The organism is Pseudoalteromonas sp. MMG013 (genome assembly GCF_018100885.1).
Taxonomy (GTDB): domain Bacteria; phylum Pseudomonadota; class Gammaproteobacteria; order Enterobacterales; family Alteromonadaceae; genus Pseudoalteromonas; species Pseudoalteromonas aurantia.
Genome location: NZ_JAGJEE010000011.1, coordinates 39,962 through 66,920 on the forward strand (window position 1 = coordinate 39,962; position 26,959 = coordinate 66,920).

Here is a 26,959-nt window from a genome sequence, read left to right on the forward strand (position 1 = left end):
TACACCGCATTTCGGCGACATTGGCGTTTAAAATTATAAATAATCAAACCTGTGTTAAAAATATACAAAAAGTTTTATTTACAATCACTAAGCATTACGATGACTGCCGTTGTCAGTACTCATTGGCGTAAACACTTCATAATTACCTGATGTGGAAACTGATATTTCCATTCCAGAAAAAACCTAAATGATTGTTATATAAAAGTTAAACATGGTAATTAATAAATTATTCCAAATTCAAGGCTTTGCTACCTCATTTCTCCACAATCTTTTCATATTTATATCTCACTATTGCGCGTAATCACACAAACCAAGCATAGAGTTCGAATGCCGCACAGCGTAAAACTGGTAACCCCAACTTCAAATACAGAGGTGCCCGATCACACCGTCAACACGCCTTTGCCACACGTATCTCAAGAGCTTTGTATCACGGCAGATAGTTTGGGCTCATATGAATTTAGGCAGGCCTACGGATTAAAATATGCGTATTTGTCAGGGGCGATGTATCGCGGTATTGCTTCTAAAGAGTTGGTTATTGCGATGGCAAATGCTGGATTAATGGGTTTTTTAGGCACCGGTGGATGTAGCTTAGATCAGATTGAAAATGACCTTCTGCACATACAGCGCGCCCTACCAACAGGGCAAGCTTATGGGTTGAATTTAGTGTGCAACCTGAATGACCCAGCGCACGAAATGGCCTTGGTGTCACTGTATTTGAAGTACGCAGTACCGTGTATAGAAGCCGCTGCTTTTATATCTATGACACCCGCGTTAGTGCTGTATCGCGTTAGCGGTTTATATCGAGATACAGATAATCAAGTCGCATCACACTATAAAATCATTGCTAAAGTTTCTCGCCCTGAGGTAGCCAATGCATTTTTACAACCAGCTCCACTGCGTATCATTGAACAGCTGCTCAGGCGTGGCCAAATAACGCCTGAACAAGCCAAAATGAGCCAGTCTATTTTAATGTGCGACGATATCTGTGTTGAAGCCGATTCCGGTGGGCATACCGACCAAGGCCAGCCCAGTGTTTTGCTCCCTGCAATTCAAAGTCTACGTGATAGCGTCGTATCAGCGCAGCCCTTTGCGCACGCTCCGCGTATTGGCTTGGCTGGTGGCATAGGCACACCAACTTCAGCCGCTGCGGCGTTTATCATGGGCGCTGACTTTATTATGACCGGCTCTATAAATCAGTGCACCGTTGAAGCTGGTACATCTAATTTAGTAAAAGATATGCTGCAAAGCATCAACGTACAAGACACTGACTACGCACCTGCAGGAGATATGTTCGAGCTAGGTTCAAAAGTACAAGTGCTTAAAAAAGGGGTGTTTTTTCCGGCCCGTGCGAATAAACTTTTTCAGTTGTATCAACAGTACGACTCCATTAATGCACTACCAACGACGATACAAACCCAACTACAAGAGAAGTTTTTTAAAAAAAACTTCGACGAGGTGTGGCAAGAAGTTGAACAATATTTAACTCAAACTAACAGAGCCGATGACATCATTAAAGCGCAAACAGATGCCAAATACAAAATGGCGCGAATATTCCGTTGGTACTTCTCTTACAGTATGAAACTGGCCTTTTCGGGCACCACACAAGACAAAGTGAACTTTCAAGTACATACAGGCCCTGCACTCGGTGCTTTTAATCAATGGGTAAAAGGCTCAAAACTTGAGCGTTGGCAAAATCGCCATGTGGCCGATATTGCCAATAAACTCATGCAAGAAACGGCTGAATTACTCAGTATCAAAACACAGCAGCTCGTTGCTTTTAGTAAACCCAGTGCCATATCCTCCCAGCAGTAAAACAAGGCCTTTTGTAATGATGAACACCTATTTATTTCCGGGTCAAGGCTCTCAATATGTTGGTATGGGTAAAACGCTTTTTGCGCAATTTCCAGAGCTCACAAACCTTGCTGATAAGCTCTTAAGCTATTCCATTGAGCAGCTTTGTCTTAACGATACACATAAACAGCTCAATAAAACCCAATACACACAACCGGCCCTATTTGTCGTTAATGCCCTCGCCTATCATCAGCAAATAAAACAATCTGGACAGTCAGCTGATTTTTTAGCGGGTCACAGCTTGGGAGAGTTTAATGCCCTTTATGCATCTGGCGCTTTAAGCTTTGAAGACGCCTTAAAGCTGGTGATAAAACGAGGGGAACTCATGAGTAATGCACCACAAGGTGCAATGGCGGCAATTTTAAATATCGATGAAACAACCCTCCAAAGCTGCCTTGAACACCCACAGTTACGCAGCATCGATATTGCAAACTTTAACTCGCGTGAGCAAATTGTGATCTCTGGGTTGGCTAAAAACATTGCGCACAGCCAAGCCATAATTGAACAACAAGGTGGGCGCTTTATTCCACTCAATACCAGTGGCGCCTTTCATTCTCGCTACATGGCAGATGCCCAACAACAGTTTGCAAAGGTCATTAATAATACTGTTATTAAAACAATGCAAACACCTGTGATTGCCAACGTTACAGGCTTACCTTATCAACCTGATGATATAAAGCACCATTTGATTGCACAAATGACCCAGCCCGTAAAATGGAACCACAGCATCCAATACTTGTACGCACAAGGTAACATGCAATTTAAAGAGCTTGGACCAAAAAAAGTACTTACAAAGCTAGTACAAAACATCACGCAAGATATAGCGCAAAATAGCGAGCAAGATACAGGTCGGCATTCAACACGCCTAGATACTAATCCACTAACGACAAAATCACATGTCAGCCCGATTAACACGCCTGTACCAGCAGAACAGCGTCAAACTGAAACCATGCTTGCAAAGGCTGAGCCGTCCAAGTTAAGCCCACAGCAACACGTTGAATACTGGAACTTACATCACCCTATTGGCACGCAAGTTCTCAGTATTACGCACGTCACTTCAATGACAAACCCTATTATGACAACACGCTCACAGGCCACGCTTATTTTTGGCCAAAGAGCCGTTGTGTATTTGCACAACTTTAATGGCTACTTTGCCCTTGACGAGCTGCAATGCATTTAAATTTACTCGCGCTTAATAATAGAGCAGCAACTTAAAGATGACACTCATTTTTAAATTGAAACAAACACTTAAAATACTTTGGTAGATACAATGAAATATTATATTGGTTTAGCAACATCATTCCATGATCCTGCACTGGCAATTGTTGATGCCCACGGCAACGTAGTTTTTGCTGAAGATGCAGAGCGATTCTTACAATATAAAAGAGGTTTATATTGTCTGCCCGATAACCCCTATTACATAGAAGAAATACTCAAACAATACTGCGCTGACTGTACTGAGCTGGTGATTGCAAAAACATGGAGTAAAGGTCGAGCGAAAAGCACCAATATCCTTGAAAACATTTTATTGAGCGTATTAGAAACCTTCTCATTTAATATTGATGTAAATACCAGAGACATTAAGGATCAATTTTATTTTGCCAGAGCCTCTCATGCTGCTGCGGGTCGTACTTTGTCTCGGTTTTTTGAAGCGTCTTGTCGAAACTTCATCGTCGGCAATTACCGTAAGAAGCCCGCAACTGACATACGCTACTTCGATCACCACTTAACCCATGCAGCAAATGCCTGCTTTAATAGCCCGTTCAGTGAAGCATCTTGCTTAATTGTTGATGGCATGGGTGAAAAAAGTAGTATTGATTACTTCACCTATAAAAATGGCGTTATTACCCCTGCGCCCATCAAAGTAAAGCGCTCGTTTAAAAGCTTAGGATTGTTTTACACCATTATTTGTGAAAACCTCGGATTTGATCCGCTCAAAGGAGAAGAGTGGAAAGTTATGGGGCTTGCGCCATACGGTAAAAAAGATGACACAGTATATAACTTGCTACGTTCGTCGTTACAAGTTAAAAACGGGAACTTCGCAGTGCCCAAAAACCTGAATGCCATCATGCAAGAAATTAAAAGCATGGCGCGCGCGCCGGGAGAATCGGTTGAGCAGTACAAAGACTTTGCCTATACCGGCCAATTGGTATTCAGTGAAATCTTTATGGATCTCATTAACGCTATATACGAGCACGCCCCATCGAAAAACCTCACCATTGCTGGCGGCTGCGCATTAAACTCATCCTTTATGGGCACCGCGTTAGGACAGTCCAAATTTGATAATATTTATGTGCCCTCAGCACCTGCCGATAACGGCAACGCCATTGGTGCTGCCCTTTTAAGTTATCAACAAGATCACCCGCAGTGGCAGCCTGAAACAACAATCCAATCTCCCTATACTGGCTGTGTTATTAAGCAAAAATCACTCGACAAACTTGCGCAATATAGTCATTTAAAAGTGACAGACCACGGTGATGATGTCTATAGAAAAACTGCAGAGTTCTTAGCTGAAGGTAAAATTATTGGTTGGGCACAAGGACGCGCTGAATTTGGTCCCCGCTCTTTAGGTAACCGCTCTATCTTAGCCAACCCATGTTTAACCGACATGAAAGATATTATCAATGCTCGCGTTAAATTCAGAGAAGAGTTTAGGCCATTTGCCCCCTCAATTTTACATGAATATGGCGAAGAGTACTTTGAGAATTATCAAGAGTCGCCTTATATGGAACGTACTTTGGTATTTAAAGAAGCTGTGCGAAGTAAAGTGCCTGCTGTGGTTCATGTTGATAACACCGGCCGCTTGCAAAGTGTTAAAAAGCAGTGGAATGAACCTTATTACACCTTAATCGAAAATTTCAGACAAATCACTGGGGTACCCGTAGTCCTGAACACCAGCTTTAACATTATGGGAAAACCCATTGTTCACTCAGTTGAAGACATGCTGGCTGTATTTTTGATGTCGGGCATCGATATTCTTGTGATCAACAACACCATTTACGAAAAATAATGCGCTGTTATCTCCAAACCGCCTGTTATTGCAGTCGGTTTTGGGGCTCGTATCCGCAGCGCATCGCTATTTTAGCTGGTACAAGCCAAAAATATAACGCAAAAGATAGTAATTAACCGCTTATTTTATCGCACTGTGACATAGACGTTTTAGAGACAAATAATGAAAGATACCCAAACACCATCGGCACCCGTTAACACCCACTCTACTCAAGATATTGCAATTGTGGGTTTGTCTCTTCGCTTTCCCGGTGCGCTCACAAAAGAGCAGTTTTGGCACAACCTAAACAACAAAGTCAGTAGTATTACAGAGATCCCAAAAAAACGCTGGGATTGGAAAAAAGATTATGATCCTGCTCCTAAAAAACATGAACAAAAAATAATAAGTAAATGGGGCGGGTTCATTGACAACATCGACGGCTTTGATGCCAGCTTTTTTGCTATATCGCCAACAGAAGCGCAAAGTATGGACCCACAACAGCGTTTAAGTTTGGAATTGGCTTGGGCCTGCTTTGAAGATGCGGGCTTATCTCCTTCAACCTTTAAAAATACCAAAACAGGTGTTTATTTAGGGTGTAGCAACACCGATTATCAAGAGTTTGCAACGGGTAACATTGACCCTCACTTTTTAACGGGCATGTCGACCGGCGTATTTGCAAATCGTATTTCTCACTACTTTAATTTTCAGGGGCCAAGCGAAACCGTAGATACCGCCTGCTCTTCCTCTTTGGTGGCAATTCACAAAGCGCTCAACGACTTTAAAACCAATGATATCTCGGCCGCTTTGGTAGGCGGTGTTAATTTACTGATCACCAAAAGTCGATATGTATCATTTAGTAAACTCGGCGTATTATCCCCCAAAGGTCGCTGTAAAACACTGGATGCCGATGCCGATGGTTACGTTCGCGGTGAAGGCCTTGGCATGCTTCTATTGTTGCCGCTCGACAAAGCACGTGAAGCCAATGCCAACATTTACGGCATCATTAAGGGCAGCAGTATTGGCCATTCCGGTAAAACCAACACACTCACATCACCGAGCCCATTTTCTCAGTCTCGGGTGATCCAACAAGCCCATGAGTCAGCGGGGATCAGCTCAGATCAAATATCGTTTGTAGAATTGCATGGGACGGGCACCAAATTAGGGGATCCGCTTGAAATTCAAGGCTTAAAGCGTGCATTTAGAGCCACAAAAGCGAAAAATAGCAAAGAGTCAACGTGCTACTTAAGTACCGTAAAAACCAATATTGGTCATCTTGAGTCGGCTGCGGGTATTGCCGGTGTTATAAAAGTACTATTGAGCTTCGCCAACAATGCCATTTCACCGCTACAAAACTTTACCACGCTTAACCCCAAAATATCCCTCGCTAAGTCACCATTTGAACTGGTCACTGAATCGACGCCATGGCCACGCAAATCAGCTTCGCCACGTATTGCAGGTGTCTCATCGTTTGGTTTTGCTGGCGTCAATGCCCACATCATTTTACAAGAGCCTCCCGCATATACTGCAGTGCCATGTGTCGTTGATCACGAAAACATCGTTCAATCCGTGTTTGTGTTATCAGCCAAAAACAAGCGTGCATTACATCAGCGGGCTTCTGCGTTATTGGCCTTTATTGAAGAAGCTTTAACTGATGATAAAAGCAATGCGCAATTAACCATACAAGACTTGGCTTATACTTTACAAGTTGGTCGTGATGCCATGGCATATCGTGTCGGATTTGTTGCTTCTTCGTTGTCTGAGGCCATGCAGCAACTTCATGCTTATCTTACAAATACCCCTGATCACTGGTGTGAAAATATAGTAGATAAACACACACTGACTCAGGCTGAACCTTGGCCAGAACCTCACTCAGACGCACGCTCACACCTAGATTTATCGGCATTGTTAACAGCGTGGACTCACGGGTACTTAGTCGACTGGGAAACCCTGTATGCTGGTTTTACTCCATCTAGAGTTAGCTTACCCAGTTACCCTTTTTCGCACAAACAATACTGGATAACGCAAACCGAGTCGGTCGAAAAATTAATCCCGAACAGCACACACACACTTCATCCATTGCTCCACACAACGGTGCCTGCCATGGATGAACTGGTATTTACTGCGACATTTAATGGCCAAGAATTCTTCTTCGCAGACCACAAAGTCAATCATCAAGCAGTATTGCCAGGGGTGTGCAGCTTGGAAATGATAGTCGAGGCCATTCGTCAGTCACATAACATGACAGCCGATCACATCGTAGAATTAAAAAATATTAGCTGGCTGCGTCCTATCGTTCTTGAAGAGCATAGCCCACAGACGAGCGTATACTTATCATTATGGGAAGACCAGAACACCCTCACATTTGAACTGTGGAGTCATTTAGATGACAACCCGCAGGTCTATGTTAAAGGGAAGGCTCTGCTGACCAATCGACTCTCGCAACCCACGGCCTCCATCAATTTATTCACGTCGTCAACGAAGGCTCATTGGCCGAGTCTTGCGTTTAAAGATAGCGCAACCCACCCTGAACTAATTGAACACACAAAAACAGAAATTTACAACATATTTGAAAAAGCAGGCATCAACTATGGCACGGCCTTTCAAGGACTGCATAAAATTCAAAAGCAAGGTGACGAATTACTTGCTCAATTATTACTTGATAAGTGCTACTGTAAAGGCTTTAACGTATCACCAACCATACTCGACAGTGCCTTACAATCACTCATGGCATTTTCTGATAGCGAAGAGTTAGCATTACCCTTTGCCTTAGAGCATACTGCCTTTACTGATATTGCCGCTTTATCGGAGGCGTTTTCAGCAAACAATAAACCCACCTCTAACAGTGAAAACTCGACAAATACACAGGTAATGTTATGGGTTCACGCGACAAAAACATCAAATAATGGCGACTCAGTCAAAAAATTCAACCTCACAATATACACAGAAAATGCGAAAGCATGCGTGCGTTTTACGGGGTTTTCTACGCGTTCAATAACAGCGCCTATTGACATTAAGCTTACAGAAAATGTACTTGAAACAAGCTTGCCGTCATCAGATATCACTAATCAAGCCCCTAATGCTCAGATACTTGCGACGGTTACACCTTGTTGGGTTATTACGGCGTTTGATGACGTTAAAAAGCCACTTAGCAATGACCTTTTGCAAGCGACACTGTGGGATTATCAAGGCCCTGCTCAGTATAAACCGCCCTTTGCTAATAACACTCAAAATGACATACAACACAGTGAAACAGCCGTACATCTAAATCATTTATCGAATCACCTTATTTGGCTTGCGCGTGATGAGTTCGCCGATCCTTTGGCTTTTTTTAAGTACATTAAATCACTGCTCCGTTCGGGTTACGGTGAAAAAGCACTGACCATCACCTTAATGACACTACAAACCCAACGTGTTCATTGTGAGCAAGTTAATCCACAAGGCGCAGGGCTGATTGGATTACTGCAAAGTATCGCCCAAGAATACCCGCTTTGGCATATTACCATTGTTGATATGCCTACCAATCTATTTGATTGTTCACCCGTGTCCCAAACCGACATCCTGTGGCAACAAGTAGTCACTCTGGCACCTGCATTTTATGCCTATCGCAGCAGCCAATGGTATGCGTTTGATATTGCATCACACCACTATCAAAGCATGGGTGTAACACAGGAGACAGCTCAGTTCCCGAATACATCTGGTCAATGTGCGTATCGTCAAAATGGGGTATATGTGATTTTAGGCGGTGCCGGTGGGCTTGGATACGCCTTCAGCGAATGGTTAATTCGCACCTATGATGCTCAGCTTATTTGGCTTGGCCGTCGTGAAAAAAACAACGATATTCAACGCGCGCTAACGCAATTAAGTAATCTAGGTAAAACACCGGTATATTACAGCGTTGATGCCGGCGATAAGAGCGCAATGCAAACAGTACTCAATGATATAAACGCCACATTTAAACACATTCACGGCGTAATTCATTCTATTTTGCAGCTCAATGATCAAAGTATCGCGAAAATGAATGAAGCGCAATTTATCAGCAGCTATCACGCTAAACAACAAACGGGTGACGTTGCGCTTGAGCTATTCAAAGACATTGATTTAGACTTCTTTTTGTTTTTTTCATCCCTTCAATCATTCTCTCCTGCGCCAGGGCAAAGTAACTATGCGGCTGGTTGTCACTACCTCGATAGCCTCGCACAGTCTTACGCCCAAAAGATGCCCATTAAAGTGATCAATTGGGGGTATTGGGGATCAATTGGCATAGTCAGCGATGCGTTTTATAAAAATAAAATGGCAAAACAAGGGATAGGATCAATTGAGGTTGATGAAGGAATGCAGGCGTTAGCGCAATTTATGCAATCTCCCCTCGCCCAAGTTGGGGTCATTAAGCTCGCGCAAAATACACTGACTCACATGACAAAACACTATAGTTATTCAGCTGATGAGTCTTTATTGGTTAATGACGCTCTGTCTAATACATTCACGTCACGTGTACCTTATGATGTAAGTAACCCCAGCACAGACAATACTCAAATACTTGCCTTGTTGCGTCATGCACTTACAAAAGCCCAGTGGGATACTGAAGATAAACGCACTGCTGCCCTCTGCCAACTGCCTGCGCACTTCAGCCTCTGGTGGCAAGAAACACAAACATATTTAACTGACGCTGAATTGCTTGTCAATAGTGAAATTGTTAGTGCTGAACCAGCTAACACCGACATACTAGATGACACATACAATGAGGCGCTTGCATCACAAAACCCGCTCCTTGCTGCTTGTTTAGCGCAATTGCCGGATATTTTATCCGGTAATCAAAAGGCCACTGATGTGGTATTTCCACAGGGTAAATTAACGTTAGTAGAGAGTGTCTATCAAAACAATGCCCAAGCCGACTATGCCAATCGCGTTTTGGTTGAACAAGTACAGCATTACCTCACTCATACTAACGTCAGTACTATAAATGTACTTGAAATTGGCGCTGGCACGGGGGGGACCACCCACGCAGTGTTGCCTATTTTAGATGCATGGTCTGTAGGTGAATACGCCTATACCGACTTATCCCAAGCATTTTTTAATCACGCAAAAGCACGCTTTCAAAATGACTACCCATTCTTACACACGCAATATTTTAATGTCAGTAAACCACTGGCAGCGCAAAATATTAAATTGGCGTATTACGATGTGGTGATTGCGACCAATGTTCTGCACGCAACGGCGCATATTAGAACAACACTACAAAATGCCAAGGCCTGTTTAAAGCCTGGTGGGGCGTTAATTATTAACGAAGTCGTTGAAAAATCGCTATTTACCCAACTTACGTTTGGCTTACTTGAAGGCTGGTGGTTAAGCGAAGATAAAGCACTTCGTATTGATGGGTCACCCATGCTATCGGTTGAGGGTTGGCAGCAAGTGCTGGCTGAAGAAGGCTTTACACATATCCATGTGTCAACTCACAAAAGCTCTGCACAACACATTATTCGAGCGCGCAGTAATGGGAAAATCGTTCAGCCCGTCGACACAATTCAGTCAAATAATAAACAAACTAACAACTCAGTACCTCCAACCAGATCTGACAACCAAGAAAACACCATGGCTATGCCCGATACACATAACACGACTTCGCTTGCTTCGCGCACACTCACTTTTACCACGCAAACTTTGTTTGCTATTGCTAGCAACACCTTGGGGATACCACAAGACGAGTTAGATTCCCAAGAATCGTTTGCTGACTATGGTGTTGATTCCATTTTAGCGATACAAATGCTAGACGATATTAATGCACAATTTGATTTGAGTTTACCTGCAACCTTGCTGTTCGATTATCCTTCTATTGCGTCATTGAGTCAGTACATCGCCACAGAGCATCACACCCATCTTGCGCACCAATTACCGGACTGTGCACCACAAGCACATGTAAATGAGACTGACCCAAACAACAATATTATTAACGGCAATACGAATTCAGTAGCCAGTATGGGCGAAATAAGCAACAAAAAAACATATAGAAAGCCTTATTCAATTGATTTAACGCCATCAAACAAAACCGCTTTTAGAGCTGAGAAAACGCATTCGCCACCGGCACCAGACCCTGATATGGATAACAAAATTGCCATTATCGGTATGAGCGGTCAATTTGGTACAGCAACAAATTTAGATGAATATTGGTCTCTGATCCAAAACCAACAAACCTCTGTGGTAGAACAACAGCGTTGGAGTCTCAATACCCTCGCAGAACAAGAGCAAGCGTGGTGTCGTTATGCCAGTTTACTCGATGATATTTCGTCTTTTGATGCTGGATTTTTCTCAATTACGCCACAAGAAGCCATGTACATGGATCCTCAGCAAAGGGTATTTTTACAAGAGTGTTATAAAGCATTGGATGATGCCAATATGGCAACTTCGGTAGCGGGTAAAAATATTGGGGTGTACCTTGGATGTGCTCAAGGAGATTATGCGAGTTTAGCGCCTGATGACGCGCCTGCTCAAATATTTTGGGGGAATGCCGGCTCGGTTATTCCGGCTCGTGTATCATATTTTTTAAACCTAAAAGGTCCAGCCATCGCTGTGGATACAGCTTGCTCGTCGTCTTTAGTGGCCATTCATATGGCATGTCAGGCGCTGGTTAATAACGAAATCTCTAGTGCCATTGTTGGTGGAGTCGCAACATTATGCACCGCCAAGTTCTCGAAACATGCGGGGAAAGCGGGTATGTTAAGCCCTGACGGTACTTGCTATACGTTTGACGACAGAGCGAATGGATTTGTCCCCGGCGAAGGGGTTGGCGTATTGATATTAAAACGCTTAGTTGATGCCATTGCCGACAAAGATCACATTTATGGCGTTATTTTAGGCTCAGCGACCAATCAAGATGGCACAACCAGTGGCATTACCGCCCCCAGTTCAGTGTCTCAAGAAAAACTGCATCGTGATCTCTATAATCGCTTTAATATTCCCCCTGAATCCATTGGTCTTATTGAGGCACATGGGACAGGCACAAAGCTCGGCGACCCCATTGAATTTCAAGCTTTAACACGCGCGTTTCGACACGATACCGAAAAAAAAGCGTTTTGTGCGTTAGGCTCTGTTAAAACCAATATAGGTCATTGTTTAACTGCCGCGGGTGTGGCTGGCGTGATCAAAACCCTCCTTGCGCTGAAGCACAAGTCCTTGCCACCTTCGGCTAACTTTAACATCGGCAATTCGCATATAAATTGGCAAGATTCACCATTTTTTGTGAACACACAAGTGCGAGATTGGCATGTGGATGTGGGTCAAAAGCGACGAGCTGCGATAAGTTCGTTTGGATTCAGTGGCACCAATGCCCATTTGGTTGTTGAGGAGTTTACACCACAACCGATAGCGACTGTGATGAGTGCATCACAACCATTCATTATCAATTTATCGGCTAAAACCCCCTATTCGTTGCGAGAAAAAGCGCAACAATTACATAATTGGATACACGCGAACAGCACACAATGTTGTCAAGCCATTGCATACACACTCCAGATTGCACGTGAAGAAATGGAGTATCGTATGGGGTTTGTGGCATCAAGTACTGAACAAATCAAAGCCGAATTACACCTTTTTATTCATAAAGAACAGGGTCTTTGGAAAAAAGGGGAAGTAAAGCAGGGAAAAACGATTCTATCAGCCTTAGATAGCAGTGACTTTAACCGTTGGGTCAAACAGCGAGAGTATACTAAGTTGCTCTCATTATGGGTGGTTGGCGCACCAATCGATTGGCATTTGCTCTATGGAGCTCACACCCCCAATACAATACGCTTGCCGAGTTATCCGTTTGCAAAAGAGCGGCACTGGCTGCCTAATGCTCACTCTCCTCAATTAACCTTGAAAAGAAACGAGCAACATGTTGTCTGTGATAAAGCGGACCATATCACACCGCCTAATAGTGAGATGGTGGCAGCTAGTGCAACAACAGCCCTTGGCTTAGAGCCTCACACTGATAACAACTATCAAACGAGCAACTTTACTCATACACGACATAGCGGGCAAAAAGAGAATAAAACACCATACTTAACAAGCGCCGCAGCCCACTTGCTGCATTACATCCCACAATGGGTTGCTGCTGACATAACACAAACCCGCAGTGAAACATACGCGCACCGCCCAACACATAACATTCGTCATATCATCACGGTGGGTGATGCTCAGCTTAAGTCTCATACCCGTAACATGATAGCTGACAATACTACGGTGCTGCATTTGCATGCGCTAAATACCGCTACAACAGACGCATTTCAAGATAACAACCACGCGCACATCATTGCACAAAACCTGGTGCAAAGTTATGCCTCGCAACTGTTAGATTACTTACACTCATTGAGCCCAATCACGTCTCCTACTTTATTACAACTGGTGATCAATGATAGCGCTCAAGCATCACGGCTCTCTTGCTCTGACTTACTGCTGTCGTTGTCTGGGATACTTAAAACAGCGTCACTTGAGTATACTCAGCTGCACACTCAACTGATCATGTTTGAACCAAATGAAAACCCTCAAGGTCATTACACCACATTCAGTGAAGAAGCGGTTATAGCTAAGATAAATCATGAAGCGACCCTGCCTCAACTTGCCGTTTCCCATGTTAAAACACGGGGTAACTCGATTGATAATTCAATTGATACCTTGTTTGGCGTAAACGAAACCTCTATCAGCAACATAGTACGCTACCACGGTGATAACCGTTCAATACTCACTTATATCGGTGTTAACTGCGATGATAGTACTGATACAACGAACAATGATGAGCAAACACCTTGGAAAGAGCATGGGGTTTATGTCATTTCAGGAGGAATGGGAAAACTCGGATGTATATTCGCACAAGAAATTTTGCATAATACCGCCAATAGTCAAATCATTCTTATTGGTAGAACGCCACTAAACAATACCATCAATGCCCAGCTCAATACGCTGAATAACGCACAATATCGTTCGGGTCAAACTAGCAACGCGCCACGAGTGCACTACGTCAGCGCCGATATCAGTGATGTAAGTAGTGTGTCGCAATTGCTCAGCCAAATAAGCTCGAATCATGGCACCATTACGGGAATTATACACAGTGCAGGGGTCATAAAAGACTGCCTTATACAGAAAAAACGCACAAATAACGCATCAAACGATCACAATTCCAGCTTAAATGAAGTCTTTGCCCCAAAAGTCTCCGGCGCTATTGCGCTAGATGAAGCAAGTAAAACGCTAGACCTTGATTTCTTTGTGTGCTTTTCGTCAATTGCAGGGGTTTTGGGTAATCTAGGTCAAGCCAATTATGCCAGCGCTAATGCCTTTGTAGACCTGTTTATGTCACATCGACGTACGCTAGAAAAACAAGGCAAACGCCGAGGCATCAGTGTGTCGATTAATTGGCCTTTATGGTGTGATGGTGGCATGCAAATTGACGACATAACGCTTTCAATGTTACGCAAACAAGGCGTTTGCCCACTCCCAACTGAAACGGGCATTCATGCTTTTTATCAAGCGCTCTCTCATGCAAGTAAAGCTGCGCAACATTGTTTTTTATATGGTGAACCTGACAAACTTTCCCAATTATGGCACCAGCCTATATGGCCAAATTCAACCGCGTCATCGAATGGTACACTTAACAGCGCACCACACAACGGTGAGGAGCATGCCAATTCAAAAGCACAAAAAAGCAGTGAAGAAGTCATGCGATATCTTAAATCCGTCATTTATGATATCACTCAGATCCCACCGAGTGATTTAGACATACATGAAAACTTCCGCGAAATGGGGTTTGACTCAATTATGCTCATGTCTATCGCACAAAGAATAGAATCAGACGGGTTTTTGAGTGTCTCAGCCTTACCACCGGCATTGCTCTTTGAAGTAGATACCATCGACACACTAAATGCCTATCTGTTAACACATCAAGTGTGTTCATCACACCATCAAACAGCAACGCCAAAGATCAACCTCAGTAAAGACGCTTCGCAATTACAGGGCACAATGGCATTATCAAAAGCACAACAAGGCCTATGGTTACAACAAAAACAACAACCAAGTTTAACTGCCAATAATGTCCCTTTAGTATTTGAAGTTGCCGATGTGAATGTACAAACGATGCAAAATGCGCTCGATTGGGTATGCCAAAAGCACCCTATTTTGACCGTATCAATGCGCGAAATTGAAGGCTTTCCAACACAAGCCTTATTAGACCTGACACCAATAATTAGTACGCATCTAGCACACTGTGGCTCTAAAACAGAGTTAATTCAACAGATTGATAATACGATAAATATTCCCTTCGAGCTGAATCAGCAATTACTCATTAGAGCCAGTTGTTGGCATGTTAACAACAATGGACATTCTCTGGACTTAATGGTCATTGTCTTCCATCACATAATCATTGATGGCGTGTCAGCCAGTCTGTTTCTTGAATTACTGATGAGTACATATACCGAACTATTGCACTCTAATACGCACGCACCGCACACGCTAAACCATCAAGTACTCACTGCACCGGAACCTGACTTAGGATTTTTCTCCTACTTAGAATGGGAAAAAGCCATGCTAAACAGTGAGTCAGGTGTCATCATGCAGCATTTTTGGCAAAATGAACTGCAAGGTACATTGCCCGTAATGACACTAAACCATGTAAAACCCCCTGCACCAATGCCCACCCATAATGTTTCAGGGGTGAATGTATCCATTGCCCCCCACACTCACAGTAAGATTGATAATTACTTAAAGCAAACTGGCGTGAGTGCATCAGTATTTTTCTTAACCGTGTATCAGTTAGTATTGCAGCATTTTAGTCACTCGAAAGAAATGCTAATTGGTATCCCTGTTTTACATCGTCCAACAACAGACATGAGTAAATCGTTAGGGCTATTCGTTAATCAACTGCCTTTGCGCAATACCATTGACACATCTTGCACATTTGTTGAATTAGCACTGAGCAACCAAGATAAATTAAACTCCATCATTCGCCACAGCGGATATCCGTTCTCTGACATTGTCAGTGCCATACGTACACCGAGAAATGTCTCTCACCACCCTATTTTTCAAGTGGGTTATGCGTATCATAACTTTGTTCAAAGCTCATGGCTTGATCGCAATAAAGCACTGGTGAATACGGTATGGGACGAGTTTCAACAAAACCCTGCGCTTGATTTAAGTTTAGAAGTTACCCCAATATCAGACCAATATCGGGCTACGTTTAAGTTTAACCAAGCGATTTACCATCAAACAACGGTTGAGCAATTCGCGCAAACGTATCAAAACCTTATTGTCGATATTTTAACTGCGGGTGCGAGAGCCCATGATAAAGCCATTGCCGAGTACTCTGTCAATACAGCGCTCGCGGCTAACACACGTGAAATACGCGCTTCTGCCAATAATTACAGCGTACCAAACGTTGGCAACACAACGCCCCCTCAATATTCATCATCACCGATGAGTATCGTCGACCTGTTTGAAAAACAGGCTATTTCAGCACCACACAATACCGCGCTCATTTTTGCGGAGCGTAAGGTGTCGTATGGCGAACTGAGTCAAAAATCCACCGCTTTGGCTGTTTATTTACGCAACCAAGATGCATTTAAGCACAGTCTAACGCAAGATATACGCGTAGCTGTGTGTGCAGCACCCTCGTTAGAGTTGATAGTGACTATTTTAGCCATCTTAAAAACAGGTGCAGCGTATGTGCCGATTGACTCAAACTCACCACCAGAGCGAGCTGAATTTATTTTAAATGATGCAAATCCAGCGTTATTTCTAATCGACTCTGCTTTGTCGTTTGCCCATGAAAGTACGTTAAAAAATGCACTAAGGCTCAGTATCAGTGCAGCTCAAATTATATCGCTCGACACTGCTCTAATAGAAAGTGCTGAGTGTTCGAGCAAGCCCTGTGACACGGTATTCATGCACACCACACCTAATAAAGGGATATTTGTGGATGCACGTAATGTGGCATACATCATCTACACTTCAGGTTCTACAGGGCAGCCTAAAGGCGTGCTTGTTGAACACCAAAATGTCACACAGCTTCTACAAAACAGCCAGCAATTGTTTAACTTTTCAGCACTAGATACTTGGTGTCTATTTCACTCATATGCCTTTGACTTTTCCGTTTGGGAAATATGGGGGGCATTACTCAATGGCGGTAAATTAGTCGTTGCTGATGATTTTACCAAAAAAGATTGTACAGCCTTTGCAGATTTTGTTGCTGAGCACAAAGTGACGGTTTTAAATCAAACGCCGTCTGCTTTTTACCCCTTAATGGATATTTTTACTGCGAGCCCCGTTCTAACATCGCACTTACACACAATTATATTCGGCGGTGAAGCACTCAACCTATCACGTTTGAAGCCTTGGTTTTCGTCACCCGAGCCCATGCCAAAATTGATCAACATGTATGGGATCACTGAAACCACCATACACGTTACAGCTGCCACAATAACTTCCGAACTGGTATCGCAGCACAGTGATAAAAGCATCATTGGTCAACCATTACCTGGTTATCAGATCCATCTATTGGATGAGCAACAAAACACGGTTAAACAGGGCGTGGTTGGTGAAATGTATGTGGCTGGTACCGGTGTTGCGAGAGGGTATATAAATCAACCTGAGTTAACCGCTAAAAAGTTTGTCTCGCTTGCAATAAGCAGCTGCTCGGATGTGTCACATCCAATTCGCTTATATCGTACCGGAGACTTTGCACGTTTAAATCCACATGGACTACTTGAGTATGTCGGAAGAAGTGACGACCAAGTGCAGATCCGTGGGCATCGAATCGAATTAGGAGAAGTACAATATGCACTAGTAAGCCTCAGTTATGTGACCGATGCATACGTACTCACACAGCATAAACAACACGGTGATGTGTTAACTGCATACCTTATTACGACAGGGCCCATACCTGTCACTACGCTTCGAGGCGACTTACAGCGTTGTTTACCCGAGTATATGGTGCCCGCATTTTTTATGTTTGTTGATAAGTTTCCCCTTACGGCGAATGGTAAAGTTGATAAAAATGCATTATGCGATCTCGCTAAAAACGATAAAACGCCCTACGCAGAGGCACGTGTCGCAAACTCTCGCACCGCATCAACCACCGTTAAGACGCTAGGCAACCAAGTTACCCAAGCCTCTGATATCAATCACCTAGCGCCTCTGTCTCAATTGCTAACAAGCATTACTCAAATTTGGTTAGATGTACTTGACATTGACCACGTTGGCGCTGATGACCCATTTTTTGAGGTTGGGGGTAACTCCTTATTTGCAAATGTGTTATCTGCAAAACTCGCGGCACAATTGAATGTAGAGTTTTCAATTACTCATATATTTCAATACAGTACGATTCGAGCGATGGCCTTACATATACAAGACAACGGTCTCACTCATCCTGTGTTACAAGCAACTAACCTCGTTGGGTCAAGTCTTAATTTGCCAAGCCAAAATGATCGTCAGGGAATACATACCAAAAGCGATAACACGGGTGCAACAGCACATATACCAACAAATGAACAATCGTCCAAATCATTAACAGGGCCATCTACTGAGCCGCCAGCTAGCTCACCTTCCCCTGCCTATTACGCTTCAAGCATTGCCATGATTGGGATATCTTGCCATTACCCTGATGCAGATACGCACCAAGCATTTTGGCAAAACCTCATTCAAGGCAAAGATTTCATTAAAAGGCTGAGTGAAGCCAGTGAAGCATCACCAATCACTTGGTTAGACTCATGGGTTGAAGGGCAAGACCTGTTTGACCCCGCGTTTTTCAATATTTCAGAAAAAAATGCCAAAACCATGAGCTATTCTCAGCGTCAGTTGTTACTTCATGCTTGGAAAGCAGTCGAAGATGCGGGCTACAATTGCGATAATATTCCAAATACAGGGGTTTATATCAGCGCTTCTGCCACCGATACGCCTGACTTAAATTTGCATGATAAAATCAAAGATGACCAGTTCATTCTAAATGCTCAAGACTATGTTGCCTCAACACTTAACCAACCCGGCACACTGCCCACAACCCTGTCTTACCATTTAGGGTTTACAGGTCCAAGCCTATTCGTGCATTCCAACTGCTCATCATCTATGTCGGCCATTGCTTTGGCATGCACGGCGCTCAAAGCAAAAGAAATAGATTATGCCATTGTTGGGGCAGCTTGTTTGTATCCGCAGCGTTATACCGGTTATCAATACGAAAAAGGCTTAAACTTTGCCCCTGATGCTCGCTGCAAAGTATTTGATGAACATGCCGATGGTATGATTGGCGGTAACGGCGTATCAGTCATTGTTCTTAAACGCGCTGATGATGCTGTCAACGATGCTGATAACATTTACAGTATGATCAGGGACATTAAAGTCAATAATGATGGAAAAGATAAGGCTGGCTTTTTTGCACCAGGCATTAAAGGCCAAATGACGGTAATAGAGCAAACACTTCGCAGTGCGAATATTAACCCTGAAAGTATTAGTTATGTTGAGGCCCATGGCACAGGAACGGCTTTAGGTGACCCAATAGAGTTTAGCGCCTTACAACAGGTTTATCAGCAATACACGCAAAATAAGCAGTTTTGTGGTTTAGGAGCGGTAAAATCTAATGTCGGCCATACAGATACATTAGCTGGCTTAACAGGATTACTTAAAACGTCACTGTCGTTGCACCATAAACAGCTGCCAGCGTCTTTGCATTTTAATACGCCAAACCCACATATCGATTTAGCTAACTCACCTTTTTATATAATCGACACGCCCCAAGACTGGCACACTCCCTATTTACCTCGACGCGGCGCGGTAAGTTCATTTGGGATAGGCGGCACCAATGCACATGCCATTTTGGAAGAGTACGTGCCCAACAACACGAATACAACAGATATTGCCCATAGCAGTTTAATACAACAACCCAGTATTGTGGTGATTTCAGCTATCAGTGCACCGGTATTGAAACAGCAAATGGCGGCCCTACTGAGCCATCTCAACTCACCCCTGATAAGCGAGAAAGAGAGAGTAAATCTCGCGTATACATTACAGACTGGCCGTAAAGTCATGGCACATCGTACTGGTTTTGTGGTGTCTTCTTTAACGCAATTAAAAACCCAATTACAAAACCATTTACATCGTACCACCTTGGATAAGCCAATAAATACGGACGCAATGAGTATTACGCAAAATGAGTTAACACATCTTTTCGCGCAACATGCATATGACGATATTTTGCAGCTTTGGCTTAAAACTGGATTTAGTGACTGGCAGTTTTTATATCAAGGTGCAAAAGTTTCGAAATTGAGTTTACCCACTGCACCTTTTGCATTAAAAGCCTATGCGTTGCAGCATAGTCAACTAAACCATTCAGGGCTAAAAAACACGGCACTAAATGAGATTACTGATCCAAAAAGGCCTGCTGTTCTGAATGAGCAAGACTTTGATAAATCAAAAAATCGCGTCAGCAAGAACACCGATACAACTGCTTTGCAATTGAAAACACCAACATGGGTCGCTAAACCCCCTTCAAATGTGTCCAAAAGTGATCCAATCCCCCCTCAACATCATGTGGTTTTTTGTGAAGTCCCTGAATTTAATATTAACGGCGCAATCACACAGTCACTTCTTTGTAGTCATTATACGATTGAGCAAAAAGTAGAAGCATATGCGACCCAGTTGTTAGACATACTCAAAGGGATTGCTAAGTCGAAAACAGCAGCCGTATGTCAATTGGTACTCAATGACCGCAATACCACAAGCGCCAGCTCAAGCCAGTCCAACGTATACTTTTGCCTGCACAGTTTATTGAAAACGGTCAGTTTAGAATGCCCAACACTCAAAACACAGCTTATTTTGCTGGATAGTGCTTTATTAAGTGATCATACATATCGTGCTGAAACTGATGATGAAACCACACAAAGTGCTGTCGTATCGACCAGCACTGTCGTGAAGAGCCTGCTCACGCCTTATATAACCAACAACCTTTACAGTGATGATCATGTGATCCGCTACCAAATAGAGAATGGACACTGTAATCGCTATATTCTGGATTACCACCCAGTTCAAACCCTGTGCCCAACACCGGCGTCACAACCACCATGGGTAGACAAAGGCGTATACTTAATAACCGGTGGCCTAGGAGGTATTTGTACGCATTTAATTCATGATCTCAATCGTCAAGCAGGTCATAGAACCGTGATCACAACGGGGACGAAGCCAAGCAGTCACCCACATGTACAAAAACAGCTAGCGGCATTAGCACACCCAAACACCCGCCTCAAATACTACCAGGTGGATGTAACGAAAAAAATGGCGGTTATTTTGCTCGTCAGAGACCTGCTCACTGAATTTAAAAAGCTCTCTGGTATTATTCATGCGGCTGGCGTAGTGAAAGACGGTTTATTTATAAACAAAGATCATGACACGTTTGCGCACGTCCTAGGCCCTAAAGTTAAAGGGGTGATAGCCCTTGATGAAGCAACTCAAGACCTCCCATTAGATTTCTTTGTGTGTTTTAGCGGTTTAAGCGGCGTTAATGGCGCTTTAACGCAAGTTGACTATGCAACTGCAAACGCATTTTTAGACAGCTATATGCATTATCGCCATACACTGGTAAGTCAAGGGTTACGCAGCGGAAACAGTTGCAGCATTGATTGGCCATACTGGCAAGATGGTGGTATGAAAATCAACCCTCAATTTGCCCCCCTGCTGACTCAAACAGGGTTTTCACCTATGCCAACGGCTGCGGGGATTACTGCATTTTATCAAGCATTCAGTCAGACCCAAACTGTCGTTGAGTATCAACAAGATCACGCTCGTATGACGGACTCAAACACCTATACCGAAGCAACTGAAACACCCACCAAAATCACGGCCACACCACGCTTTTCCAATAAAACCGAGCTATCGGTACAATTACGCAAAGATATAAGCTATATCGCAGCTTCTTTACTCGGTGTTGATGCAAGCGACATCGACCCTGATGCTGACCTGGGTGATTTAGGCGCTGATTCAATTGTGTTTATATCGTTTATTAATCAGCTAAATAAATTGTACCAGCTATCCCTGTCACCGAGCTTGCTGTTTATGCACTCAACACTCAATAGCATTTTAATGCACTTGTTAGAGCAACATGAAACCGACCTATTAGCCAGCGTAACCGTGCTAGACAATACTGACGCAACCCAGCAAAACACCGCTGATGAGCCGCATAAGCAAGGGCAAGTGACGCAACGACCGGCGCAAGTTGCAGCCTCCGAGCGTATTGCGATTATTGGGGTCAGTGGTGAATTCCCCGAAGCAAAAGATATAAACACTTTCTGGCAAAACCTATCTCAAGGTAAAGACTGCGTCGGGCCCTACACTTGGCCTGAGGTGACAAACGCAACCGGCAAACAGCTGCCCGAGCAAGTCAATTGGCTCGCGCGCGTTAGCCGCACACAACATTTCGATCCCTTGTTTTTCAATATTGCCCCTGCGGAAAGTAAGCGAATACAGTTACAAGAAAGCCTCTTAATGATGCATGTATGGAAATGTATTGAGGATGCCGGCTACGACCCGACGTCTCTGGCTGGTACAAATACCGGCGTATTTATTGGTTGTCAGTCTAATTACTCTGATGGCTTGCTCACGTCATCTGCTTTCGCACCTAACCGCATGAGCTTTTTGCTTGATTTACATGGCCCTAGCGAAGGGGTTGATACAACGTGTTCCTCGTCGTTAGTGGCAATTCACAAAGCCATTCAATCAATACAACAAGGTGAATGTACTCAAGCTATTGTTGGTGGTGTCAATATCATTGACTCTCCTAACGCATCTATTGCCATGAACGACATTGGTGCTTTGTCCCCATCAGGACGTTGCAAAGCATTTTCTGCAAACGCCGATGGTATTGTGCGCGGTGAAGGCGTTGGAATGATGTTTATTAAAAAACTATCGGCATCAGAGTCTGATAACGATTCGATTTACGGCACAATTTTAGGATCTGCGGTGAACCATGGTGGTAAATCTCATGGTTTTACCGTACCGAATGCTAAAGCGCAAACCAGATTACTAACACAAGCATGGCAAAACGCCAATATAGACCCTACAACACTTAGCTATATTGAATGCCACGGCACTGGTACATCGCTTGGCGACCCAATAGAAGTAGAAGCTCTTAAACACGCAATGAGTAACAGCGCAGTGCAGCATGCTCAGCCATGCGCGCTTGGCTCTGTAAAAAGCAACATTGGTCACTTAGAAATTGCAGCAGGTATTGCTGGAATAATTAAAGTGCTGTTGCAGTTTAAGCATAAAACGCTTGCACCTTCATTGCATGTCGATACGCTTAACCCATACCTTGCACTTGATAATTCGCCATTTTATGTGCAAACCGAACAGGCCACGTGGCACAGTAAAGGTAACCGTCGCGCCGCTGTGAGTTCATTTGGGATCAGTGGCGTAAATGCGCACATTGTATTAGAGGAATACCTAGCTGATGAAGATCCCGTTGAGCTAACTTACCAAACTGAATCTCATCACATGCAACAAGTTGCAAAGTCTGCTTCCCTTAAAATTAATGGCGAGCAACTTTCTGGCTCAGCTCAGTCAATCGTTTTACTCTCTGCCACCAGCGAAGTTGCACTACATGCAAAAATTCAGACTTTATATGACTTTATAACCGCATCAAACCATGATACATCCAATGCAGATGCAGTTAAGTCAGCTCAAAGCTATTTAACTCGTTTAGCGTATACTTTACAGGTTGGTAGAAAACATCACCCCTACCGTGCTGCTTGGATAGTATCGTCTGTAGATGGGTTAAGCACACAACTATTAGACACTCTCTCAAAGATTAAATTTGGTGACTTTAAAGCGTCAAAAGTAAAAAATGCTGACAAAGAAAAGATCACTGACCACGACCTAATCACGCTTATTAACTCTGGTAATTTGCAAGCCATTGCGCAGTTTTGGTTGACTGCAAAACAGATCAACTGGCCTACACTTTATCGTGAGCTTGCTCGGCCGCCAATGAAAATGCATTTACCAACGACCCCTTTTATTCACCCTAAGGAGCTGGCTGTGTGTGATGACACCAACATAGCGCCTGTGAGTAACACCACTAACACGCCAGAAACACCTTGGTTAGTGCTAAAAAACCATTGGCAACATACACCATTAGCGTGTCCGACTGACTGGCTGCTAAAGCTCATAAACGTGTTCAAGACTCAGCGTGTGTTGTTTATTTCGCAAACAGCACTTGAACAAACGTATTTGCATGAGTTGCTAAATAATACAGAACCAACACACGACGTGAACAATGCCAGTATCGTCTCTATGCTATTTGATGATATTGAAAATAGCAGCGCCCGGTTTACACCTGAAACGCTACCTGACGTTGTCTTTTTTATTGGTCAATCTGCCGACTTAAATCACGTCAATAGACAACTACAACCGTTGTATCAGTTTATTCAAGCAATTGAACCCTTTGATTCACAGCCAATCCAGCTATTTTATGCCTCGTTTATATCTGAGCACTGTGCTGCCAGAGAAGATATCACCGCCTTATTGAGAAGCTATTCACTTCGTAACCCTAAGCACCAGTGGGCTATGGTGGAATTCATGACATCGTCGGTACCCCAAAACGATTCACAGAACTGGCAATCTCAATTGCTAAAAGAGTTCATAGCCCCTGTACTCACGCACTCTATTGACGAGCAATTTAACTATGTGCAATATCAAGGTGACCGCCGTTTGTGTGCGCAACTGGTAAAAACAGATCTATCATCAAAGCTCGTTATGACGAGTAACAGCGATGCAAAAAGCCTAATCCCCAACTCGATACAATTTAAGCACAATGGTACCTATCTCATCGTGGGCGCACTGGGTGAACTCGGTAAAAAGCTCAGTCAACATTTGTTAACGCAATATAGTGCAAAGCTTATTTTACTTGGTCGCAAGTCTGAAAATGATGCGCAAACTGACTTAGAGGCACTTACAGCACTGCCTGGTAACATTCACTATTTGTCTTGCAATATAGCTGTTGAGCAGGACATGACGCGGGTCGCAAAAATAATAAAAGAAAACCACTTAACGGACTCTGCGCTGAATGGGTTATTTCATCTTGGTACTGCATTTTCCGAGCAAGAGAACAACTGGAAAGACTTTGAACAGTCGATGGCCGTTAAGGTGTCCGGCTCGCGATTATTAGATGAAGCATTTAGTGACGAGCCACTGGACTTCTTTATAATGTTTTCTTCGGTGGCAGTGTTCGGCACTTTGAATCATTTATCATATTCATACGGTAATGGTTTTCAAAATACCTTTGCAACAATGAGAAATGCCTTAGTTGCCAATAACAAACGTCATGGTAAAACACTAGCAATCAATTGGGGATACTGGCACTCAGACGATGCACTAAAGCGCATTGAAAACGGCTTTGCTGAGAAAAAAGGGTATGCCCTTATCACTATGTGTGATGCTTTTGACTATATGACAACCCTACTTGCATCTGAGCAAAGTACGCTCTGTGTTGTCATGAGCCATGATAAAGATAAAATTTACCAAAATACCTGTCAGCGCCTCAAACGCGTTGCAAATAAAGCCAAAGTGCCAGTCAATCACCAAGACGTCGTCACCGATTCAGGCCAACACAACGTCGCAGATATTGTGGTTAACATTATTGCTAATGTGATCGGCGTAACAGCAGAAGAACTTGAGCTTGATTGTGATCTCTATGAATACGGTTTTGATTCTATTTCGCTCCTAAAAACATTTCAGCAACTTAAAACACAATTACAAATAGATATTCAGGCTGATGCATTCAAAAATATGAACACCATACAGGCATTGATTGATGAGATTGAGCGTATATATCAGCGTAATGCACTTAATGTGAATTCAGATAACTCTTTTGTTAACGGTGGCACCGCCACTATTCCTGATTTTATATTAGATGCGGGGGTCAGTTTGCCTAACTTAGCCGACTCGCAGCCTATAGCATTCGAAGCCGACATTAAGTCTGTGCTTCTGACTGGCGCCACTGGCTTTCTTGGGAGCCATATACTTAAGCAGTTATTAGACTCAACTGACGCTATCATTTATTGTTTAGTCAGAGCCAATACCGTTAAGCAAGCACAACAGCGTGTTAAACAAGCCGCCCAATCTTATCGTCTCGCTATTGATTTGCATCGTATTGTGCCGGTCTTAGGTGATATGGAGCAACCACAATTAGGACTATCCAAGAAAAATTGGGCCATGCTGTGCAAGCAGGTGCAACATATTGTCCATACCGCCTCATATGTCAATCACATACAACCCTATTTTGCCTTTAAAAAGTCGGTCAGTGGTACCAATGAGCTACTGACCATCGCCAGCACACACACGTTAAAAATGATCCACTTTGTGTCAAGCACAACGGTCAGTACTCAGGTGAACAATTCACACTTTTCAATCAACCCTATTGAAGACTTTATCGACGTAGACGATGCCGCTTTAATTTGTAGCGGTTATGGGCAATCTAAATGGGTGCAAGAGGAAAACATCAGACAAGCATCATTGACTGGGGTGCCATACACCATTTATCGCTTTTCTGAAATTTCAGGTTCATCCGCAACAGGCATTGGTAACACTGACGATATTTTTCATCGTATTTTGCGCATGATGCTCAGTGTGCCGGCTCGTGACGATACAGCATCGTACTTAATTGATGTGATCCCGGTAGATAAAGCAGCTCAAAGCATTGTTTTTGGCATGAACGACACACAAAAACGTAACAAGGTGTTCAACGTTGCCAATAAAACGCCTCTCTCCATAGCTGCATTTTATGTCTTTGCAGAGGCTCATGATTTGTCATTCACTAATGGTGATAAAGCCAACTTTATTGACGCGTGTGTAGAGTATGTGGCTAAAATAAAGAATGAGCATGAGCAAATTATCATGCAAGGCTTATTGTCTTCTCGCCCAGGATATGACGAATACCTGTTTGAAACCTACCTCATGCCAATGGACCCTTATCACAAAGACAACTTCTTAGCGTTCGTCGATACCTACCATGTTGATTTCCCTCAGTGGGACACTTTGTTTAACACCTACTTTAAACAGTGGAAAAAAGATAAGCACTACAAAGTTCTATGGCAATAGACTGTCATCATAGTCATTAATAACCGC

4 protein-coding genes are annotated in these 26,959 nt (G+C 43.4%); all 4 read left to right on the plus strand.

What is annotated here, in order from left to right; translation table 11 throughout:
* The first annotated feature begins 327 nt into the window (after positions 1 to 327).
* Positions 328 to 1,812, plus strand: coding sequence for a PfaD family polyunsaturated fatty acid/polyketide biosynthesis protein (locus J8L98_RS11960; RefSeq protein ID WP_210996605.1), 1,485 nt, complete (start codon positions 328 to 330; stop codon positions 1,810 to 1,812).
* 16 nt (positions 1,813 to 1,828) lie between these two features.
* Positions 1,829 to 3,031: an ACP S-malonyltransferase gene (fabD, locus tag J8L98_RS11965; RefSeq protein ID WP_247682539.1), complete on the plus strand. Its 1,203-nt coding sequence runs from the start codon at positions 1,829 to 1,831 to the stop codon at positions 3,029 to 3,031.
* 90 nt (positions 3,032 to 3,121) lie between these two features.
* Entirely contained in the window at positions 3,122 to 4,861 is a 1,740-nt protein-coding gene (locus tag J8L98_RS11970; protein ID WP_210996606.1) for a carbamoyltransferase C-terminal domain-containing protein, read from the plus strand.
* Positions 4,862 to 5,023: 162 nt separating this feature from the next.
* A complete protein-coding gene (locus J8L98_RS11975) occupies positions 5,024 to 26,932 on the plus strand; it encodes a non-ribosomal peptide synthetase (RefSeq protein ID WP_210996607.1) in 21,909 nt (7,302 codons plus the stop codon).
* The last annotated feature ends 27 nt before the right edge of the window (positions 26,933 to 26,959 follow it).

Bases quoted from the DNA above. Each gene is read 5' to 3' on its own strand.
- J8L98_RS11975 (WP_210996607.1), top strand. From the start codon at position 5,024: ATGAAAGATACCCAAACACCATCGGCACCCGTTAACACCCACTCTACT.
- fabD (WP_247682539.1), top strand. From the start codon at position 1,829: ATGATGAACACCTATTTATTTCCGGGTCAAGGCTCTCAATATGTTGGT.
- J8L98_RS11960 (WP_210996605.1), top strand. From the start codon at position 328: ATGCCGCACAGCGTAAAACTGGTAACCCCAACTTCAAATACAGAGGTG.
- J8L98_RS11970 (WP_210996606.1), top strand. From the start codon at position 3,122: ATGAAATATTATATTGGTTTAGCAACATCATTCCATGATCCTGCACTG.